The following is a 19,396-nucleotide window of genomic DNA, read 5'->3' as shown; positions in this document are numbered from 1 at the left end:
CCCGTTTACACGGGGCTTTTTTTTATCGGAGGCACAATGCTCTACCGTCTTGCCAGAACTGGCTTATTTCAATTCGACGCCGAAACGGCGCACGATCTCGCAATTAATTATCTTCCAAAAATTACCGGCACTCCTCTCGATCTTTTCTATCGTCAAAAACTGCCACATCGTCCTGTTGAATGCATGGGTCTAACCTTCAGAAACCCAGTGGGTTTGGCTGCAGGCCTAGACAAAAATGCAGAGTGCATTGAAGCATTTGATGCGATGGGCTTTGGTTTTGTAGAAGTGGGTACAGTGACACCTCGTCCACAGCCAGGTAATGACAAACCTCGTATGTTCCGTTTGTTAGAAGCGGAAGGCATCATCAACCGAATGGGTTTCAACAATCTCGGTGTTGATGCGTTAGTCGAAAATGTTAAGAAGGCCAAATTTGATGGCATTCTGGGTATTAACATTGGCAAAAATAAAGATACACCAATCGAAGAGGGTAACAGTGACTACCTGATTTGTATGGAAAAAGTGTATCAGTATGCTGACTACATCGCGGTGAATATTTCTTCGCCGAATACACCGGACCTTCGTTCACTTCAGTATGGTGAGGCACTAGACTCACTGCTTGGTGACTTGAAAGCCAAACAAAAAGAACTTAATGAGTTACACGGTAACTATGTACCTGTTGCACTTAAGATTGCTCCAGACTTGAGTGATGATGAGATTGTTCAGATCTGTGACTCACTGCGCAAGCACAGCATCGATGGGGTAATCGCGACGAACACTACGTTAGACCGTACTATCGTTGCTGGTATGAAGCATGCAGATGAAGCGGGTGGTTTAAGCGGTCGCCCAGTACAACTGCGTAGTACTGAAGTTGTCGCTAAGCTGCATCAAGAGTTGGGTGATGAGATCCCTATTATTGGTGTTGGCGGTATCGATTCTTACGTTTCGGCAAAAGAAAAGATGCAGGCTGGTGCGAAGTTGGTGCAGGTTTACTCAGGCTTTATCTATAAAGGACCAAACTTGGTTAAAGATATCGTTAAGAATCTGTAATCGATTTGCAGTAAAACCAATTGTTTAGCTAAAGAGAAGGGGAATTGTTTTCCCCTTTTTTTTTCGTCTCCTGTTAGTAGAATTATCGGAAAGTAACGTGGACCCTGCAAAGGGATGGTGTAGCGCCTTACTTAAACCGAGTTTAAAACAGGACAGAGTTATGCTTAAGCTAAGCGATACATGGAATTGGTACTACGACGAGGATAAATCCTCTCTGATGCTTGAGATTAGCGAAGATATGGTATTTCGCTCTGATCTCCCTCGTAAAGTTCTTATCGAATCTGCATTTACACCACAGCCGTTTTCAGTCGAAGACGCAGACATTTATCATGTATTCCAAGACTCTGTTAAAGGCCTACCTTTATCTATTCCACGACAAGCTGAGCTTGTACTTAAAGCAGTGACAGTTAAGCGCTTCCATAAGCCTGTGCAGCCAAAAAGCTGGTTCTTTGAAACCCAGTCTGCAGGATATCAGCCACAGGAAGGGGAGATTGTTGAACTGCAAAACGAATACAATACTGGGCATTTTATGGTGGTGGAATCGTCAGAAACAGCGAGCATCGTCATTTCAGTCAGTACAGAAGATTTCTATCTTACCGGAAGTAAAGCCATGTCGTTCTGTGAACCTATTAAAGTCATGCACGACAGAATGCGCTCAGCCAATGCGATGTTCTGTCAAAGCCACATTCAAATGGTGTCTTAGTTCGTAGCCCCAGCTCCCTTAATTACTATCACAAACACTCACTGCTATTCCCCAAGGTCGTTTTAGAGTCTCTCTAAAGCGGCCTTTTTCTTTGCTTGAATACCCATCAAGTTGAGTAATCCCATCTCACAGTTTCACTAAGTCGCACTAATTAATCCTTATTAGTGTGAGGCTAGGTGTTGCAAGTGCACATTTTTTAAATTCTTTTTTGTCCTCATTACCGCTGCAACGTGCCAATTGGAGTGGTGATTGCCGGTTTTATTTCCCTTTTTAGTGCCTTTTGTAAGTAACTTTCAGTCTTAAATTGCACCTGGTATATACCAATTTTAGTGTGAATAAGTATTCACTATCGGTTTGAGTACCAGTTTGCTGTGAAAAATAGACAAGAGTGATTGGCTGCTGAGATAAGCGTGTTGAAAGTGAACCAACACAAAGTGGTGCTCTAGAAATGAACAATTAGAGCCAATTAAGGGAGAAATTTCGGAATTTACAATTAGAAGGGTTTATAATTAACGCCATTTTATTAGCAGCTTAGTGATTAACATGCATCAATACCTTGCGGTAACGGCCAATGGTTTAGAAAATCTATTGGTAGAAGAACTTAAGAACTTGGGAATTGAAGACCCAAAACCTGTACAAGCAGGGGTGCGATTTAAGGCAGATTTAGAACAGATCTATAAAGCCTGTTTGTCTAGCCGCACCGCTTCGCGTTTTGTACGTGTTCTTGCAGAGTTCAAATGCGTAGACGATATGGATTTATATCTGTCATGCATGTCCGTACGTTGGCCGAATCTATTTGACGCAAACAAATCTATTATTGTGGATTTTAATGGTACTAACCGTGAAATACGCAATAGCCAATATGGTGCAATGAAGGTTAAAGATGCCATCGTTGATACCTTCACCAAAGCTAACCTGCCTAGACCTGAGATCAGCAAAGATCGTCCAGATCTTCGCGTTCATGTTCGTCTTCATAGAGAAGATGCGATATTGGGTATCGATATGGTGGGGCAAGGACTTAACCAGCGCGGTTATCGTACCGAAGCCGGTCGTGCACCTTTGCGTGAGACGCTAGCGGCATCCATAGTGATGAGAAGCGGCTGGGATAAGCAATCTCCGCTTATCGACCCAATGTGTGGCTCAGGCACCTTACTGATAGAAGCTGTAATGCTGGCTGCCAATGTGGTACCAGGTCACGCTCGCACTAGCTGGAGCCTTGAGAACCTTAAAGATTTCGATTACGCACTGTGGGCTGAAGTAAAATCTGAAGCTAAAGTTGTCGGACGTCGCGGTATTAACAAGTTTGAAGTACCTGTGATCGGCTACGACAATGACCCGCGCGTACTAGAAACCGCGAAAAAGAATGCGGTAAGAGCGGGCATTGAAGGTTTGATTGATTTTCGTCTAGGCGATGCAACGCAAATTGAAGCGCCTAAGGATGCTGCTGCAGGTACTATTATCTGTAACCCGCCTTACGGTGAGCGTCTAAGTACTGAGCCAGGCCTAATTGCGCTTTATTCTGAGTTTGGTGCTCAGATGAAGGCACAGTTTGGTGGCTGGAATGCGTCTATCTTCTCAAGCTCTGATGAACTGCTTAGCTGTCTTCGTATGCGCGCTGACAAGCAATACAAAGTGAACAATGGTGCTTTGAACTGTTTACAGAAGAACTACGCAATCTCTGCTAAGGCGGCTTCTACTGCAGACGCGCCAAAGACTGAAGCAATTGTGGCACCAGACTTTGCCAACCGCTTGAAGAAGAACATTGGCAAAATTGGTAAGTGGGCGAAGAAAGAGCACCTAGATTGCTACAGAATCTACGATGCCGACCTTCCTGATTACAACGTTGCTATTGATGTCTACCCAGATCACCTGGTTATTCAGGAATATGCCGCACCGAAGACTATCGACCCAGAAACGGCTAAACGTAGACTGACTGACATTATTCGTGCATCTATTCAAGTAACAGGGGTAGAAGCCAACAATGTCGTTCTTAAAGTACGTCAGAGACAAAAAGGTACAAACCAATATCAAAAATTGGCACAAAAATCCCATCAGATGCAAGTGAACGAGTACGGGGTTCAGCTAAAGGTAAACCTGTTTGATTACTTAGATACGGGTTTATTCCTAGATCATAAACTGACGCGTCGTAAGATTGGTCAGATGGCAGCAGGGTGTGATTTCCTAAACCTGTTTGCTTACACCGGCAGTGCAACGGTTCACGCCGCTGTAGGCGGCGCTAAATCAACCACAACGGTTGATATGTCGAATACCTACTTAGATTGGGCAAAAGAGAACCTAGCCATTAACGGCATCAAGGGCAAGCAGCACCAATTTGTACAAGCGGATTGCTTACAATGGCTAGAAACGGCAACAGGGCAGTACGATCTTATCTTTATCGATCCGCCGACGTTCTCAAACTCTAAGAGAATGAAGCAGACCTTTGATATTCAGCGCGATCATATCCAACTAATGACGCACCTAAAGAGATTGCTACGTCCTGAAGGGACCATAGTGTTCTCAAACAATAAGCGCCAATTCAAAATGGACCTAGAGGCGATTAAAGAGCTAGGCCTTAGAGCGCAGAATATCTCTGATAAGACCTTGCCACTGGACTTTGCTCGTAACAAGCACATTCACAATTGCTGGTTGGTCTCTCTGGAGAAGAATGCGTAGTGAGCGTAATTCTATACAGTACTGAAGGGTGTCATCTGTGTGAGCAAGCACATAAGCTGCTGCTCACGGTAGGGGTTGAACCCCAAATCGTTGATATTGCCTTCGATGATGAGCTGTTTTCTCGTTACGGGGTCACAATACCAGTGGTCCACATTGAAAACTCAGAGCTTAACTGGCCCTTCAACTTACAACAATTACAACAGTGGTTAGAGAATAATGGCATTACTTACCATTCATAATGGTCAATTGGCATTCGGTGATATCCCTTTATTGGATAATGCTGACTTCCAATTACAAGAAAAAGAACGCGTCTGTCTCGTCGGTCGAAATGGTGCCGGTAAATCTACTCTGATGAAGGTCATCGCGGGTGATGTGCAGATGGACGATGGCCACATGCAGATCACTCAAGATGTGGTCGTATCACGCCTTGAGCAAGATCCACCAAGAAACCAAGCTGGCACTGTCCTTGATTACGTATCTGAGGGGCTAGCAGAAATAGGCAAACAGCTTAAGATCTATCAAGATCAGTTGGATCTTGTTACTGAAGACCCTAGCGAAAAGAACATTAACCGCTTATCTAAGATACAAGATCAGCTAGAGCACAGTGGTGCTTGGCGCTTTGAAAGCCGCATTACCAACGTATTGGAAGCGCTAGGCTTAGACGGTCATACCTTGCTAACCGACCTTTCCGGCGGTTGGCAACGTAAAGCCGCGCTGGCTCGTGCATTAGTGTGTGACCCAGACGTACTGCTTCTAGATGAGCCCACAAACCACCTGGATGTCACAACCATTGAGTGGTTAGAGACGTTCTTGAAGGATTTTCGCGGTTCAATCATCTTTATCTCGCACGATAGAAGCTTTATCCAAGCTATGGCGACCCGAATTGTTGATCTAGATAGAGGTAAGTTGTCGTCGTTCCCAGGCAACTACCAGCAATATCTTATCGATAAAGAAGAAGCGATACGTGTAGAAGAAGCGCAGAACGCCGAGTTTGATAAAAAGCTCGCACAAGAAGAAACGTGGATTCGCCAGGGCATCAAAGCTCGTCGTACCCGTAACGAAGGTCGTGTAAGAGCCCTTAAACAGTTACGCCGTGAACGCACAGAGCGTATTGAAGTGCAGGGCAAAGCCAATATTCAAATTGATGATGGCACGCGCAGTGGCAAGATTGTGTTTGAAGCGCAGAATCTGAGTTACCAGATTGATGGTCAGCAGATTGTTGATGACTTTAGTTTCACGGTAATGAGAGGCGATAAGATTGCCCTGATCGGCCCTAACGGCTGTGGTAAGAGTACCTTACTTAAACTGATGTTAGGCCAGCTAGAAGCTGACTCAGGCCGCTTACACTGCGGTACTAAGCTTGAAGTCGCGTATTTTGATCAGTACCGTGAAGCATTAGACCCAGAAAAGACAGTTATCGATAACCTTGCCGATGGTAAACAAGAAGTCATGGTCGGGGGCAGGGAGCGTCATGCACTGAGCTACCTTCAAGACTTCTTGTTCTCTCCGCGTCGTGCGCGTTCTCCGGTTAAAGCTCTCTCTGGTGGTGAGAAAAACCGCCTGCTTTTGGCTAGAATCTTCTTAAGATCGAACAATTTATTGGTGCTCGATGAGCCAACCAATGATTTAGATATCGAAACTTTGGAACTTTTAGAGGATTTACTTGCCAACTATCAGGGAACATTACTTTTAGTGAGCCACGACCGTGAGTTTGTGGATAATACCGTAATGGCGAGTTGGATCTTTGAAGGCAATGGCCGTATCGAAGAGTTTGTTGGTGGTTACCATGACGCACAGCAGCAGCGAGCTCAAGTTAAGGCTTCTAGGCAGGAATTTGTTGCGAGTACGTCTGATGTTGTGGTTAAAGACAAAGCAGCAAGCAAACCAAGTCGCAATACCAGTAAAAAGTTGTCGTATAAGTTGCAACGTGAGTTAGAATCGCTACCACAGCTTCTTGAACAACTTGAAGAACAATTAGAAGGCCTACAGGAAAGGGTTAACGACCCAGCATTTTTTGCACTTCCAGTAGAGGAAACACAGCCTGTGCTAGAGGAGCTAGCCTCCAAGGAACAGGAACTAGAAATAGCATTTGAGCGCTGGGAAGAGCTCGAAGCAATGCAGCAGGAATAAGATATTTTGAATTGCAGTCGTATCTTTAAACTTTCAGCCGTAGCCACTTTGGTTATGGCGTCTTATAGTGCAAGTGCCAATCTTTACAACGTAGAGTTGGTCACCGTACCCGCAAACCTTGCCCTTGAATCTTATGGTAGTGCCATTGACGAAACAGGCAATGTGGCCGGTGATACCCGAAATGGTACAGACGGTTTACCGTTTCGCGATGAAGCCCCATTTGGTCTTGATAACAATTTTATCTACCAAGATTTTGACGATATAGAAAGCTACTGTTACCGCCAACTTGGTTACAACAGTTGTGAAAACTGGGCTACTCGCGAATGGCTTGGTATTAACGATGCGGGTGGTTTGAAACGTGAACGCGAAGCGTATTACGATAAGAACTATGTGGCCAATGCCAATGGTTTTGATGGTACGGGGCAACGATTATTTGAAACAGAACCAAGTGCTAATGATGCAGAACCATATAGGCCTGGAAATGGAACATATGTAGTTGGTTCTAACAACGTTATTGTTAATAAGTTCAGTGTTGATGGCGAAGTGATGGGCACCACAAGTAGTGGTTACTATGACTTTGGCAATTACGGCCTTGCTTACCGAGAACGTGGGTTTGTAGGCACGACCATCTTGCCTCCGGCTACTACTTTTAATGATGTAGCTGTAAGTGACATCGTCACTCAAATGGGTCGCACTATGGCGTTTGACTCGTTTAGTTATGAGGGCGCAACTTATATTGTTGGTAGTGCATCTGTCGCACCATTTGATTACGGTGATAGCGATAAAGACTACAACGGTCGTGATGTCGGTAAATGCTTTAGTAATGGACAGTCTATTGCCGATCCTGCAGCTGAAGATTACTGTCAGAACTTCGCTTTTTCTACCAAAGGATTCGTTTGGAGTAGTGATGGTACAACAGGTGTATCTGTAGCACCATGGAGTACCTCTGATACTGGTGCAACACGTGACCAAAAATCCTATATGTCGAGTGTACGTGGTGCAGTAGTGCCTGATAGCACACTGATTCCAAACGAAGATGGTAGCGTTGCAGATCCAACTGCTTACGAGGGTAAGCCAGTCCTTGTTGGTTATAACACTTTACGAGATGATAACAACTTGCTTATGCAGGCGGCTCTATTCTACCCAAATGATAGTTTGGATCTTACGCAAGATGATCAGTGGACGTTTAAGTTTATTTCAAGAGCGATAGTCGAAGACGATGGCGATTACATTTACGCCAATACTCGAGCAACCGACATTAACAACAACTTAATGGTCATCGGTGAATCAAAGCGTAGTGGCTTCTATCCAGAAAATGGTGCAGCTGCAAATCGAATCTTTGTAGCTGATGCATCTGAAGAGACACCTTCTGCAACGTATTTGTCTGAAACAGGGGAGTCTATCTTCTTCACTGGCTCTGGTGGCGAAGCTAAAGCGGTGAATAACTACAATGAGATCGTTGGTATCATCGATGCTGAAACTGCACGTGAGTACAACGGTAAGCAGCGTAGACACCGTGGTTTCATCGACCCATACGACTTCGATGTAGGCACTCATGACACTCGCCGTGCTCTGTTCCAAAATCGTGCTTGGTGGCTTGATGACCTAACCAATGACGATGATGCCTCTGGAAACAATAACCAGTTCCGCATTATTGCTGCGTCAGACATTAATGATAAAGGCGAAATTGCAGCTACAGCTCTGTACTGTGCTGGCGGTTATGATAATACTGGCCATAACGCCTACTGTGGCGGTGGTACAGGTACTGAAGCGGTTGTCGCTGTTAAGTTAGTACCTACGGTTGATCTTAATGCATCGGACGCAACAGCAACGATTACTCCACGTAGTGTTGAACAACAAGCCGTTGAACGCCAGGGGGGCAGCATGGCTCCTTGGATGCTTGGTTTACTTGGTCTGATAGGTCTTCGCAGAAGATTAAACAAGTAATTATTTGACCGCCTAACAGACATTTAACTGCATAGTTAACGAAGGACAACATCACAAATTGTGCGTTGTCCTTTTTTTCACCTTGAGAAAACTCAATTTATAGACGAATCTTATATGGGTGCTTTGAGATTCTTTGAACGTAGATGCTTCAGCACAGACTGACATATCCATTACCCACGAACAAAGAAACTTATCGCGCCTTTAGTTTGTTTATCGAAAGGTTAGAGGATTTAACTATGAAGAGACAAAAACGCGACCGTCTTGAGAGAGCACAGTCCCAAGGTTACAAAGCGGGGCTTAATGGTCGCTCAAGCGATACTTGCCCATACCAGCAAACCGATGCCAAATCACAATGGTTGGGCGGTTGGAGAGACGCGAAAGGTGACATGGAATCCGGTCTATATAAATAACCTCATCCAAACAGACCCCATACGGGGTCTTGTTTTTATGACACTAACGCACTATAACTAAAAAGCTTTAAACAAAAAATATAGAAATTATACCAACTCACTACGAAACAATATCTAATAGAACAACAGAGAAGAGCGCAATAAAAAAGCCATGACACTGGGTCATGGCTTTAGAAGAAAAGATTTGAAACTGTCTTAGAACTTAGACGTATCTTGGAAAAGACCCACTTTAAGATCTTTAGCAACGTAGATTTCTTTGCCGTCTACTAGCACGCGGCCATCAGCCATGCCCATAACCAGTTTACGGTTAACTACGCGCTTCATGTTGATTTCGTAGGTTACCTTCTTCGCAGTAGGAAGAATCTGACCTGTGAATTTAACTTCGCCTACACCAAGTGCACGACCTTTACCTTCGCCACCGATCCAGCCAAGGAAGAAACCAACTAGTTGCCACATAGCGTCTAGACCAAGACAGCCAGGCATTACAGGGTCACCAGGGAAGTGACAATCGAAAAACCAAAGGTCTGGAGTAATATCTAGTTCTGCAGTAATAAGACCTTTGCCAAACTCACCTTCGGTTTGTGACATTTTAGTCACTCGGTCCATCATCAGCATGTTAGGAGCTGGTAATTGAGGACCTTGAGGGCCAAATAGCTCACCACGGCTTGATGCTAGTAGGTCGTCACGATCATATGAGTTTGCGATATCGCAAGGTTTTTGTTGCATTGTATTGAGTCTCCAGATTTTTTGAACCTGCATCTTATGTGATGCAGTATAGTACTTACAACTCCGATCAGTCCCTAAACAGCACTCTTTTTAAGCGATTAAGTAAACTTTCGCTGATATCGTGCTGATTGAGTCGGTCGATGCGCTCGGCGATTTTATTTAAGATAGTATCATCACTCTCGCCACTAAATGCTTGTCCTGTGATGATAGGTAAAGCTTGGTTTACATCCTCTACGCTCCAAATATGGAACTTGCCTTGCTTAATCGCGTCGACAACATCTTTGTGCAATGAAAGGTGTCTTAGGTTCGACTTCGGCAGAATAACACCTTGGTCGCCTGTTAACCCTTGATGGGCACAAACATAGAAGAAGCCTTCAATTTTTTCATTGAGTCCGCCAACCGCTTGAACTCGACCAAACTGGTCAACAGCGCCGGTTACCGCAATGTTTTGTTTGATTTCATAACCAGATAAGGCACTCACAAAGGCACAAAGTTCCGCTAAAGAAGCACTATCGCCATCTACCTCACTGTATGATTGCTCAAATACAATAGAAGCAGAGTAAGGTAAAGGTTCATCAAGATTAAGAGCACTACTCAGGAAGGCCTGCATAATCATCATGCCTTTAGCATGTAGGTTGCCACCCAGCTCTGCCTTGCGCTCAACGTCGGAGACGTCACCATCACCAAAGTGAATAACACAAGAAATACGTGCTGGCTCTCCATAGGAAACAGGATGCCCTGGGATATCAATCACCGTTAAGCCATTAACCTGGCCAACTTCATTGCCTTGGGTTTGGATTAAAACCTGACCATCAAGAATGTCGTCAAGTGCTCTATTTGGAAGATAAGACTCTCGGTAGTAGCGCGCTTCAAGTGCAGCATCTATGTGCTTGGCTTCGATCGTCTCTGCGTTAGATTCTAGCGCAGCTTCGCGCAGCAATGCTCGAATCCAAGAGGCGGATAGTGGAGCAAAGTGTTGCTCTTCACATACGCGGGCGCCAGCCGTCAAGAAGCTGTGTATGGCATCACTAGACATGTCGGGTAAGCCAGCCTCTCGAACTAGGCTCGCAATGTAGCCTAAATAGAGTGGTGCGGTAGTCGTATCGACGCGAACGTCCATTTCTACTTCAGTAAACATGGTGTGCGAAGAGGAGAAAGCAGGGTCTAGATAATCTAAATCAGCCAACTGATTGCGATCACCTACAATGATGAGCTTCACTGCGCTTTTAAATCTCTGCTTAGGTGAAAACCCATTCTTGCTTGCCGCCACTCTTGCGACGTCTTCACCAGCCAATAATGCGCGAATAGCCAACAAGGTAGTCGGTTGTGATAACACTGCATTAGCTGAAATAATTAGGTAGCCGTTACTGTGTTTCTCAAACAGACCCACAGATGATTGAACATCACCAGAGTCAGTGACAATGTAACTTCCTAATAATTCTTCAGCGACAATAGATTCTGTGTGATGGACACTCTTTTGTGTTAACTGAGAAAGGATAGAGGCAACATCTTTCTTTACTGACACGGTATCAGAGCCGTTGATAGCCAACAAAGGCGCATCATCTGCTAACGCAACAAAACGCTTTAGACTTGCGTTTAATCGAGGCTGTAATGAGACAAAAGGGGCTTCTTGGTATTGAAACAGAGATAGACTAGAGTCTATTACTTGATCGTGTTGTGGAGTTGCGAGTTGCCAATCTATCGATTTCATAAAAACTTACTAAAATATACTATCTACTTAGTATACCTAAGCTATTAACAGATAACCCGAAAAATAGTGTACTTGATGCATTTCGGAGCGTTTATTTTAGACTTAGTTACATCAAATTGTGCTTTACAACAAATATGCAAGGTCTTTGCATTGTCAAATTGAGTGACTAGGGTTACGCTGTCACTGTACGTCTTGAATTTTAAATGGACTTAGATTAACAATCATGAAATATCAACAACTTGAGAACCTTGAATGTGGTTGGAAGTGGAACTATCTAGTAAAAAAATGGAAAGAAGGTGAGAAAGTTACTCGCCATCTAGACAGCAGCGCAGACGCTGCAGCAGTAGAACTCCTTCGCGCTATCGAACACGAACCGGTTCAAGTGTTGGAATGGATTGAGAATCACATGTCTCTTGAGTTAGATAACAAGCTCAAACAAGCCATTCGGGCCAAGAGAAAGCGTCATTTCAACGCAGAACAAGTGCACACACGAAAGAAATCCATAGATTTGGATTATCGCGTTTGGGAAAAACTCTCTCATAGAGCCAATGAGTTGGGTTGCACCTTGTCTGACGCCATTGAGTATCTACTTAGTGAAGCTCAGCGCAGTGAAAAAGCCAACGAAAAGGTCAACTTACTCAAAGAAGACCTCAGCAAACTTTTATCAGACTAATTCGCACTCGATGTAGGAGGCATTCATGTTATATGTCATTTTGATCGCTGCAGCGCTTATATTTGCGATCGTGCTTTACGATAAGCCGAAAATGAAACTGACGTTTAAAGAAGGTGAAGTCAGTTCACACATAGGTCAAGTTGATAAATCATTTCTTCACAAGTGCAAAGACATCGCTCGTAAAAATCCATTCAACGGTACGATGAAGGTGTACAAGTCTAGAGAACAGTACAGAGTTAAATTTTCAAAGGGTGTGCCTAACAAAACACGCCACATTTTACGTAGCGCGTTGCCAGGTGCAAAAAGTCACGCTCATAAGCGCTAGGGTTTGGGTTTAAAGCTGTATAACCACTATTTCTAACTCTTAGATATAGTGCGCATTATGTATATTATGTTAAATTACCTAAGTGATGGATTATTCAAACTCCTTATATTGGCAATCCCCCATCTCATTTCTTCCACCTGTAGAACACGGCTCAGAACCGGTGAACTGATATGCATAAACCCACCAAGACAAACACTGTTAAGGTACGCCTCTAGGTTCAGTCGTGTCGTTCAAAAATAAGCAACTACACTTAATTGCGTTAAGTTAATAAGGGATATCAAAACAATGCGCATCATGAACTGCACTGGAGGAACCATAGCGGTCTGTATATATAAATGGCGAGATCGTGGCTTTTTCGCTCGGAAAACTTATATCCTCAACAATACTACGGATGATTACCACTACGGTTACAATGGAATAGAGGCGCGTATTATTTATGCGGATGAGAACATTGCAGACACCCGCTATGGTTGGAATAATACCTTGGGGTATGGCCCATGGAATGAGATTGTCGATTATCCAGATTCAGCCTTACTAATTATTACTAGTCACTCTGGAGCACGTATCATTGAGTGGTCGCGAGTTATTGCCCCTTATCAATCGAGATATGCTGCATTGAACATAAGAAATCCAGAAGCAGAGGATATACAAAAAGGGATTGATGTGGGCTATACGATTGTTGTGTCACTGGCCACTGGCATTGCCGCTTTAGGGCCGATTGGTGCACTTCCAGCTGGAATTATCCTTGGCATTGGTTCTTTACTTTTAATGTCCATTAGTGGAAATAGTTCAGTCCCACCCCCGCCAGATGCAACTGAAATCGAGAGCATTGTTGCTAGAGTAATTAAACGTGAACTGGATATGCAGGATGCAGAAAAAGCTGCCACCGCATTTACTCTAGCTACTTCCAGCTTTTTGCGATTAGCTCATAAGGTGGAAAGTATACTCAAGAACCCAGACCAACCAACAGCAAGGTTAAGTCAGCATGTTGAAGAAGATATAGAGCGGTTTATTCACCAATCCACAGACCTATTAGGTGAAGGGACACTACTTTTCTCGCTAAAACACATGATGCGCCACCCAGAAATGGCCATGTGGATTCTGCCTCAACTAGTGCCCGGCATTGGAACATACCTTGCTGCTTTGCGGGTCCATATTTTGGTCAGTGCCATGAGCGATAATCACGACGTGGAAATTAACGTACCTATTGGAGATGTGGCTTTCTTTAGAGACGAAGTCAGGTCATTGTCAGGTGACTTAACGAAAGTATTTGAGACATCTAAGCAATATGTTGAAGACAAGACTAGCACTGCGGGTCTTAAAGGAACCCTGAAAGAAGCGGAATTTAAGAAACTCTTAGTAAAAAGTATGTACGGACTAGACTATCTTGATGATCCAATTCAAGAAACACTGAATGAGCTAAAGCGGATCGATGATGTCCTAACATCAGATTTAAACAAAGGCAGTACCGAGCATTTCTGGAACTCGTCAAACATGCCTATTTCGAAGTGAGCTATGACACTAAACAAAAGAGCGGTGAGCTAAGCTCTCCGCTCTTCTAATTTAATCCCTAATGGAGTCTTACGCACTGAATCTAACTGAATCTGTTTATGCCTTTAAGAAAGCTTGTAGCCTCGCCCATGCTCTTCAAGCTCACCGGCACTTAGGATCTCTTGAAACAGGTCAGCAATCACATCACGACGGCGAGTAACATCATCAACACCGCGCACACTTGGCTTTGAATTAGCGGCTTTGTATTTTCGCTACGCAACTTACTCGACAGCTTTCACTTCTCTTATCTTAAAGTCTGCAAAGTAAACCTCATCCTGATCTTGGTTTAATAGCTCCTCAGATTTAAGCGAACGATAAATGCCCCATTTAGGTCTTACAAAGTTTCCGTCGCGTCCATTTAGTCCTGAGCGCCACGTTTCTATGTTGTTCTCGGTGATTTCTATCATTGGCTTGGTTTCACCCAATGACGTTAGCGTCATGTACAGGCTACCAGATTCGCTGTAATTCACTCGTACAAAGGCTTCTATCCATTGTCCTGCGATATCACGATTCCAATCTACGTCATCCATCTTTGTGGTATGAACAAGCGTGTTGTTGACTGTACCTGTACGGTCGTTGTTGTAATGGACATGTCTTACTTCAAGGCCACTTTGATTGCTGCGAACGTTAGCAGTCAGTGTGAGAATCGGACTGCTCGTAATAACAAAGTCCTCACTATTCTTTTCGGCTACGGCCTTTAGCTGAAATAGATGCGTAAATTGCTTGGTTACCTTAAGGTCATCACCAATTTTAAATTTCCAGCTGTATTCAAAGGTCTTACCTAGGTAACCCTTTAATTTATCTGGAGATTTATCATATGCCTTGATCTCGTTTCTTTGACGGTCCACACGCCCTTTATCACGGTCTCCATCTTCGAAGTGCATGATGAACTTAAAATGATTGCCAATGACCTCGTCGTATTCTTCAACGATGTGTCTACCGCCATCGGGGTCGTTGTTTGAATAGAGATCTGGGGCTTCAATAGCACCTCGCCCCAAGATGCTCTCGATCAAGTCGTAGGTTTCCATGCTTTCAGGGCCGTCTGAGTTAAGCTCTGTAGAGCTAATTACCCTATATTGACCTGTTTCATCGATTGGAGTGTTTATTGGTTGATCAGGGTTACTTGATGCTGGAGAGTTGGCACTGCTTCCTCCGCAACCCGCTAAGACCAATACAATGGTACTAGCAACAATAGTTCTTAACATAAAGGCACTTTCTAGAATTTTAAATAGGCGCTAAAAATAACATCGCTAGCAATGAACTTGTCTTATCATATTTACAGATTGTTACATGCGTTACATTTTGCACGCTTCGCCATATTTGAAAGTCGATCTATGTCTAAATGTGTCAATCGTTTATGCTATCCATCAGTTAGAAAGTCCCCAGCCCCATTCTATTTAGCATCTTGCTAGAACCTTTAGTCCTCATATTTTAAACGAGATATCGAATGATAATTAAACCAACAGCAACACTTTAGTTATAGTGCGTCAAGTTATATAAATAACGAAAATATACATGGTTTTCGAAGGTTATAAATTACTACAAATCAACGCTCTACAAGAAATCATTACTCCTTTATAATCTCTCACTTGCTCTTCACAACGGGAATACCTGTGTCTCTTACACGCAACCACTACCTAGCGCTAGGTGGCATATTATTGCTAGCGGCCAATTTACGCGGTCCCTTTACCAGTCTGGCGCCTTTACTTGACCAGATTATGGTTGAGCTTCATCTAAGCTCCACTATTTTGGGCATGCTTTCTTCGTTACCACTACTCTCTTTTGCCTTAATATCTCCACTCGCCTTAACCGTTCTTACTCGTTTTGGCTTAAAGAAGAGTGTCTGCCTAGCCCTGTTCTCCATATTTTTAGGGGTGTGTCTACGCTCTGTTGGTAGTGTTGCAACCTTATATGTGGGCACAGTGTTTATTGGAGCGGGTATCGCTATCGGCAATGTTCTGTTGCCTGTAGCCGTTAAGATGAATTTCCCTACTCGTATAGCGGTGATGACATCCTTATATACCTTCACTATGGGGATTGGTTCTACTCTCTCTTCTGCCTCTATGGTACCGTTATCTCATCTAACGGTAACGCCCCTATCAGGGTGGCAGTTTGCACTCTTGTTTAATCTGTTTTTCGTGACGCTGGCGTTGGTCTTCTGGTTTCGTTCGAAAGAAACAGAAAATCATAACGCTCAACACAAGGGAGTCAGCATTAAACAGCTGCTTTCCAGCGGTATTGCATGGCAAGTTACACTCGCGCTAGGTTTAAATTCATTTACTTTCTACTCGTTCGCTAGTTGGCTACCAAAAATCTTGCTGGACCAAGGCATGACCGAAACAGAAGCCGGTTACATCTACGGTTTGTTACAGTTCGCGACCATATGGCCAGGCCTTGTATTAATTCCCTTTCTATCAAGGCTTAAGAGCACGCAAGCCTTATTCTTATTGACAGCAACAGGCACTGTAGCGGCGACTCTAGGGCTAATTTGGTTACCAGACTTCGCCATCTTTTGGACCTTGATGTTTGGGTTTTGCAACTGCTCGACCTTTGTCATCGGCCTATCGTTTGTTGGACTTAGAAGTAACAACGCCTCTCAAGCAGCGGCTTTATCCGCGATGTCTCAGAGCTTCGGTTATGGCTTTGCAACGATAGGACCACCTCTTCTTGGGTACTTACATCAAGCCACAGGGAACTGGACTGCGTCATTGTTCGTAATCGCAATTGTAGGTGGATTTTGTGCTTTGTTTGGTGCATTAAGTGCTAGAGATGTGAAGATCCATCTAACGACATAACCTACGTGCTAGATATCACTTGTCGTTAACATTTACCTGCAATATTTGCTCGTTGTTTCTCACACTAAAAGTAAACTCACTGCTGTTCTCAAGACTTATAAACTCTGAAATATGATGACTTCCTCCCTGATATTCTACGAAGTCATCGTTTTCTGCTTTTGACACTCTAGTCACTCGAAACGCGGAGTTTTCAGGGTCCACTTCTAGCTGATAGTCGTTGCTGTTAAACTCAAAACGGCACGAATCCACCACTATACAACTCGTTTCATTTATTGATTTGTTATCACTATGTTCAATTGTTCGCCAAGTGAACGCAGCGATAAGCACAGCAAATGTCACAATAATTTGAATTAAACGCCCTTTGGTCAATTTTTCTGCGGCCATTAAATGACTCCTTTGTAACAAACTTCAAACTTTTTACATTAAATAGGAAAACTCTATTCATTCCTATAGTTAAGTCTCTGTCATTCAAATGTTAATTCCGTATAATTCATGCTGTTAATACCATCTTTAAAATGGATTTTAGGAAGTCGAGCGTTTTTGACTCATTTTCCTCGGATTTTGTTGGTATTTGTCGTTGCGTCAACTTGTTGGCGTTGTGTTGGAAAAGTGTAGTTAATAATAAATTGGAAGCATGCAAATGAGCCAAGAAAAGCAGCTTGAACAAAACTACAACTACACCGTTGTTCGTCAATTTACCCTGGTAACCATTCTTTGGGGTATTGTCGGCATGGGTGTGGGTGTTTTGATTGCCGCTCAGTTGGTTTGGCCACAGCTTAACTTTGATACGCCGTGGTTAACCTACTCTCGTCTACGACCGCTTCATACGAATGCGGTTATTTTTGCGTTTGGTACAAGCGCCCTTTTTGCCACATCTTATTATGTGGTTCAGCGCACCTGTCAAGCGCGCCTATTTGGTGGTCCATTAGTGGCATTCACCTTCTGGGGTTGGCAAGCGATTATTTTAGCCGCTGCTATTTCATTGCCTTTAGGATTTACATCCGGCAAGGAGTACGCAGAACTAGAGTGGCCAATCGATATCGCCATCGCTATCGTTTGGGTAGCTTATGCAATCGTGTTCTTCGGAACCATGGTTAAGCGTAAGACATCGCATATTTACGTCGCCAACTGGTTCTTCGGAGCCTTTATCCTTACTGTTGCGGTGTTGCACATCGTAAACAGCATGGCAATTCCTGTCTCCCCAATGAAGTCATACTCGATGTACTCCGGTGCTGTCGATGCCATGATTCAGTGGTGGTACGGGCACAACGCTGTTGGTTTCCTTTTGACTGCTGGTTTCCTGGGTATGATGTACTACTTCGTACCTAAGCAAGCTGAACGACCTGTTTATTCTTACCGTCTTTCTATCGTTCACTTTTGGGCTCTAGTGTCTCTATACATTTGGGCTGGTCCGCACCACCTTCACTACACAGCACTGCCAGACTGGACTCAGTCTCTAGGCATGGTGATGTCCCTTGTTCTGTTTGCTCCATCTTGGGGTGGCATGATCAACGGTATTATGACGCTGTCTGGTGCTTGGCATAAACTGCGCTATGACCCAATCTTGCGATTCCTAATCGTTTCATTGTCTTTCTACGGTATGTCTACCTTTGAAGGACCAATGATGTCTATTAAAACGGTTAACGCATTGTCTCACTACACCGACTGGACTATCGGTCACGTACACTCTGGTGCGTTAGGTTGGGTAGCAATGGTTTCTATTGGTTCGGTATATCACCTAGTACCTAAGTTGTTCGGTCAAGAGCGTATGTACTCAGTAGGCCTGATCAATGTTCACTTCTGGCTTGCGACTGTGGGTACCGTACTTTACATCGTTGCGATGTGGATCTCTGGCGTAATGCAAGGCCTGATGTGGCGCAGTGTTAACCCAGACGGCACTCTAACCTATAGCTTCGTTGAATCTGTGCAAGCGTCTTACCCGTACTACACGGTTCGCTTCATCGGCGGCGCTATCTTCTTAGCAGGTATGTTCCTAATGGCGTACAACACCTACAAGACCATCGCTGCACCAAAGGACAGTCTTAAAGCTGTTCCTCAACCGGCACAATAGGAGATTTTGATATGGCTAATAATCCAAAAAATCGCCACGAGCTAGTTGAGAAAAACGTTGGACTACTGGCAATTCTGATTGTATTCGCAATCAGCTTGGGGGCATTGGTAGAGATCACTCCGTTGATTTTCCAAAAGCAAACCACTGAGCCTGTACAGAACCTGCGCGTGTACTCTGCACTAGAAATGGAAGGTCGTGATGTGTACATCCGCGAAGGATGTAACGTATGTCATAGCCAAATGATTCGTCCGTTCCGTTCTGAAACAGAGCGTTACGGTCACTACTCTGTTGCTGGTGAAAGCGTTTGGGAGCACCCTTTCCTTTGGGGTTCTAAGCGTACTGGTCCTGATTTAGCTCGTGTAGGCGGTCGCTACTCTGATGAATGGCATCGTGTTCACTTGATCAATCCACGTGAGCTTGTGCCTGAATCAAACATGCCTGGCTTCCCTTGGTTAGAAGAAAATGTATTGGACGGCAAATTGACGCAGAAGAAATTAGAGATCTTCAAGAACAACTTTGGCGTACCATATACTGACGAGCAAGTGGCTTCTGCGTCTCAAGACGTAGCGGGCAAAACAGAGATGGACGCTCTGATTGCTTATCTTCAGTCTCTCGGCCATGCGATGAAGTAAGG

Annotated in this window: 17 protein-coding genes; 13 read left to right on the top strand and 4 right to left on the bottom strand. The window is 44.0% G+C overall.

Going from position 1 to position 19,396, the window contains the following annotated elements; genetic code table 11:
• Window positions 1–36 precede the first annotated feature (36 nt).
• From pyrD to rmf, 7 genes are all read left to right on the top strand, one after another.
• Window positions 37–1,047, top strand: a complete 1,011-nt coding sequence (gene pyrD, locus A6E01_RS06635; RefSeq protein ID WP_017028987.1) for a quinone-dependent dihydroorotate dehydrogenase — start codon at window positions 37–39, stop codon at window positions 1,045–1,047.
• A 160-nt stretch (window positions 1,048–1,207) separates the two neighbouring features.
• Window positions 1,208–1,750: a cell division protein ZapC gene (locus tag A6E01_RS06630; protein WP_017028986.1), complete on the top strand. Its 543-nt coding sequence runs from the start codon at window positions 1,208–1,210 to the stop codon at window positions 1,748–1,750.
• A gap of 543 nt (window positions 1,751–2,293) precedes the next feature.
• Window positions 2,294–4,423, top strand: coding sequence for a bifunctional 23S rRNA (guanine(2069)-N(7))-methyltransferase RlmK/23S rRNA (guanine(2445)-N(2))-methyltransferase RlmL (gene rlmKL / locus A6E01_RS06625; RefSeq protein ID WP_065209877.1), 2,130 nt, complete (start codon window positions 2,294–2,296; stop codon window positions 4,421–4,423).
• Window positions 4,423–4,662: a glutaredoxin family protein gene (locus A6E01_RS06620; protein WP_017028984.1), complete on the top strand. Its 240-nt coding sequence runs from the start codon at window positions 4,423–4,425 to the stop codon at window positions 4,660–4,662. Before rlmKL ends, A6E01_RS06620 begins: the two co-directional genes overlap by 1 nt.
• Complete coding sequence (locus A6E01_RS06615) at window positions 4,640–6,553, top strand: ABC transporter ATP-binding protein (protein ID WP_017030632.1); 1,914 nt, start codon at window positions 4,640–4,642, stop codon at window positions 6,551–6,553. Before A6E01_RS06620 ends, A6E01_RS06615 begins: the two co-directional genes overlap by 23 nt.
• Window positions 6,554–6,559: 6 nt before the next feature.
• Window positions 6,560–8,500: a DUF3466 family protein gene (locus tag A6E01_RS06610; protein WP_082961348.1), complete on the top strand. Its 1,941-nt coding sequence runs from the start codon at window positions 6,560–6,562 to the stop codon at window positions 8,498–8,500.
• A 236-nt stretch (window positions 8,501–8,736) separates the two neighbouring features.
• Window positions 8,737–8,910 carry a ribosome modulation factor gene (gene rmf, locus A6E01_RS06605; RefSeq protein WP_026012689.1) on the top strand — a complete coding sequence of 58 codons (174 nt, stop codon included), beginning with the start codon at window positions 8,737–8,739 and terminating at the stop codon, window positions 8,908–8,910.
• Window positions 8,911–9,105: 195 nt separating this feature from the next.
• On the opposite strand, the gene fabA is transcribed toward rmf, so the two are convergent.
• Window positions 9,106–9,636 carry a bifunctional 3-hydroxydecanoyl-ACP dehydratase/trans-2-decenoyl-ACP isomerase gene (gene fabA, locus A6E01_RS06600; protein ID WP_017028980.1) on the bottom strand — a complete coding sequence of 177 codons (531 nt, stop codon included), beginning with the start codon at window positions 9,634–9,636 and terminating at the stop codon, window positions 9,106–9,108.
• Window positions 9,637–9,703: 67 nt separating this feature from the next.
• A complete protein-coding gene (locus A6E01_RS06595) occupies window positions 9,704–11,347 on the bottom strand; it encodes a S16 family serine protease (protein ID WP_017028979.1) in 1,644 nt (547 codons plus the stop codon).
• Window positions 11,348–11,570: 223 nt separating this feature from the next.
• Between A6E01_RS06595 and matP the strand changes: the two genes are divergently transcribed.
• The 3 genes from matP (at window position 11,571) to A6E01_RS06580 (ending at window position 13,857) form a co-directional block, all read left to right on the top strand.
• The gene (matP, locus tag A6E01_RS06590) at window positions 11,571–12,020 is read left to right on the top strand and encodes a macrodomain Ter protein MatP (RefSeq protein WP_017028978.1); all 450 of its coding nucleotides are present in this window, start codon (window positions 11,571–11,573) and stop codon (window positions 12,018–12,020) included.
• A gap of 25 nt (window positions 12,021–12,045) precedes the next feature.
• Window positions 12,046–12,345, top strand: coding sequence for a DUF3634 family protein (locus tag A6E01_RS06585; protein ID WP_017030636.1), 300 nt, complete (start codon window positions 12,046–12,048; stop codon window positions 12,343–12,345).
• Between the two features lie 285 nt (window positions 12,346–12,630).
• A complete protein-coding gene (locus tag A6E01_RS06580) occupies window positions 12,631–13,857 on the top strand; it encodes a hypothetical protein (RefSeq protein ID WP_065209876.1) in 1,227 nt (408 codons plus the stop codon).
• Between the two features lie 260 nt (window positions 13,858–14,117).
• Here the strand turns inward: A6E01_RS06580 and A6E01_RS06575 are convergent, their stop codons facing one another.
• Window positions 14,118–15,101 carry a heparin lyase I family protein gene (locus A6E01_RS06575; RefSeq protein WP_065209875.1) on the bottom strand — a complete coding sequence of 328 codons (984 nt, stop codon included), beginning with the start codon at window positions 15,099–15,101 and terminating at the stop codon, window positions 14,118–14,120.
• 408 nt (window positions 15,102–15,509) lie between these two features.
• Here A6E01_RS06575 and A6E01_RS06570 point away from each other — a divergent pair, with 408 nt between their 5' ends.
• Entirely contained in the window at window positions 15,510–16,691 is a 1,182-nt protein-coding gene (locus A6E01_RS06570) for an MFS transporter (RefSeq protein WP_017028975.1), read from the top strand.
• 15 nt (window positions 16,692–16,706) lie between these two features.
• Here A6E01_RS06570 and A6E01_RS06565 read toward each other — a convergent pair whose 3' ends face one another.
• Window positions 16,707–17,075, bottom strand: coding sequence for a hypothetical protein (locus A6E01_RS06565; RefSeq protein WP_065209874.1), 369 nt, complete (start codon window positions 17,073–17,075; stop codon window positions 16,707–16,709).
• 250 nt (window positions 17,076–17,325) lie between these two features.
• Between A6E01_RS06565 and ccoN the strand changes: the two genes are divergently transcribed.
• Together ccoN and ccoO are read left to right on the top strand one after the other, a co-directional pair.
• Window positions 17,326–18,762 (top strand): cytochrome-c oxidase, cbb3-type subunit I, encoded by a 1,437-nt coding sequence (ccoN, locus tag A6E01_RS06560; RefSeq protein ID WP_156744615.1) that lies wholly within the window; start codon window positions 17,326–17,328, stop codon window positions 18,760–18,762.
• Between the two features lie 11 nt (window positions 18,763–18,773).
• Entirely contained in the window at window positions 18,774–19,394 is a 621-nt protein-coding gene (ccoO, locus tag A6E01_RS06555) for a cytochrome-c oxidase, cbb3-type subunit II (protein ID WP_017028972.1), read from the top strand.
• The last annotated feature ends 2 nt before the right edge of the window (window positions 19,395–19,396 follow it).

Source organism: Vibrio breoganii (assembly GCF_001677275.1).
GTDB classification, from domain to species: domain Bacteria; phylum Pseudomonadota; class Gammaproteobacteria; order Enterobacterales; family Vibrionaceae; genus Vibrio; species Vibrio breoganii.
Note: the sequence above shows the minus strand (reverse complement) of the source record. Positions and strands in the feature narration are given on the sequence as shown.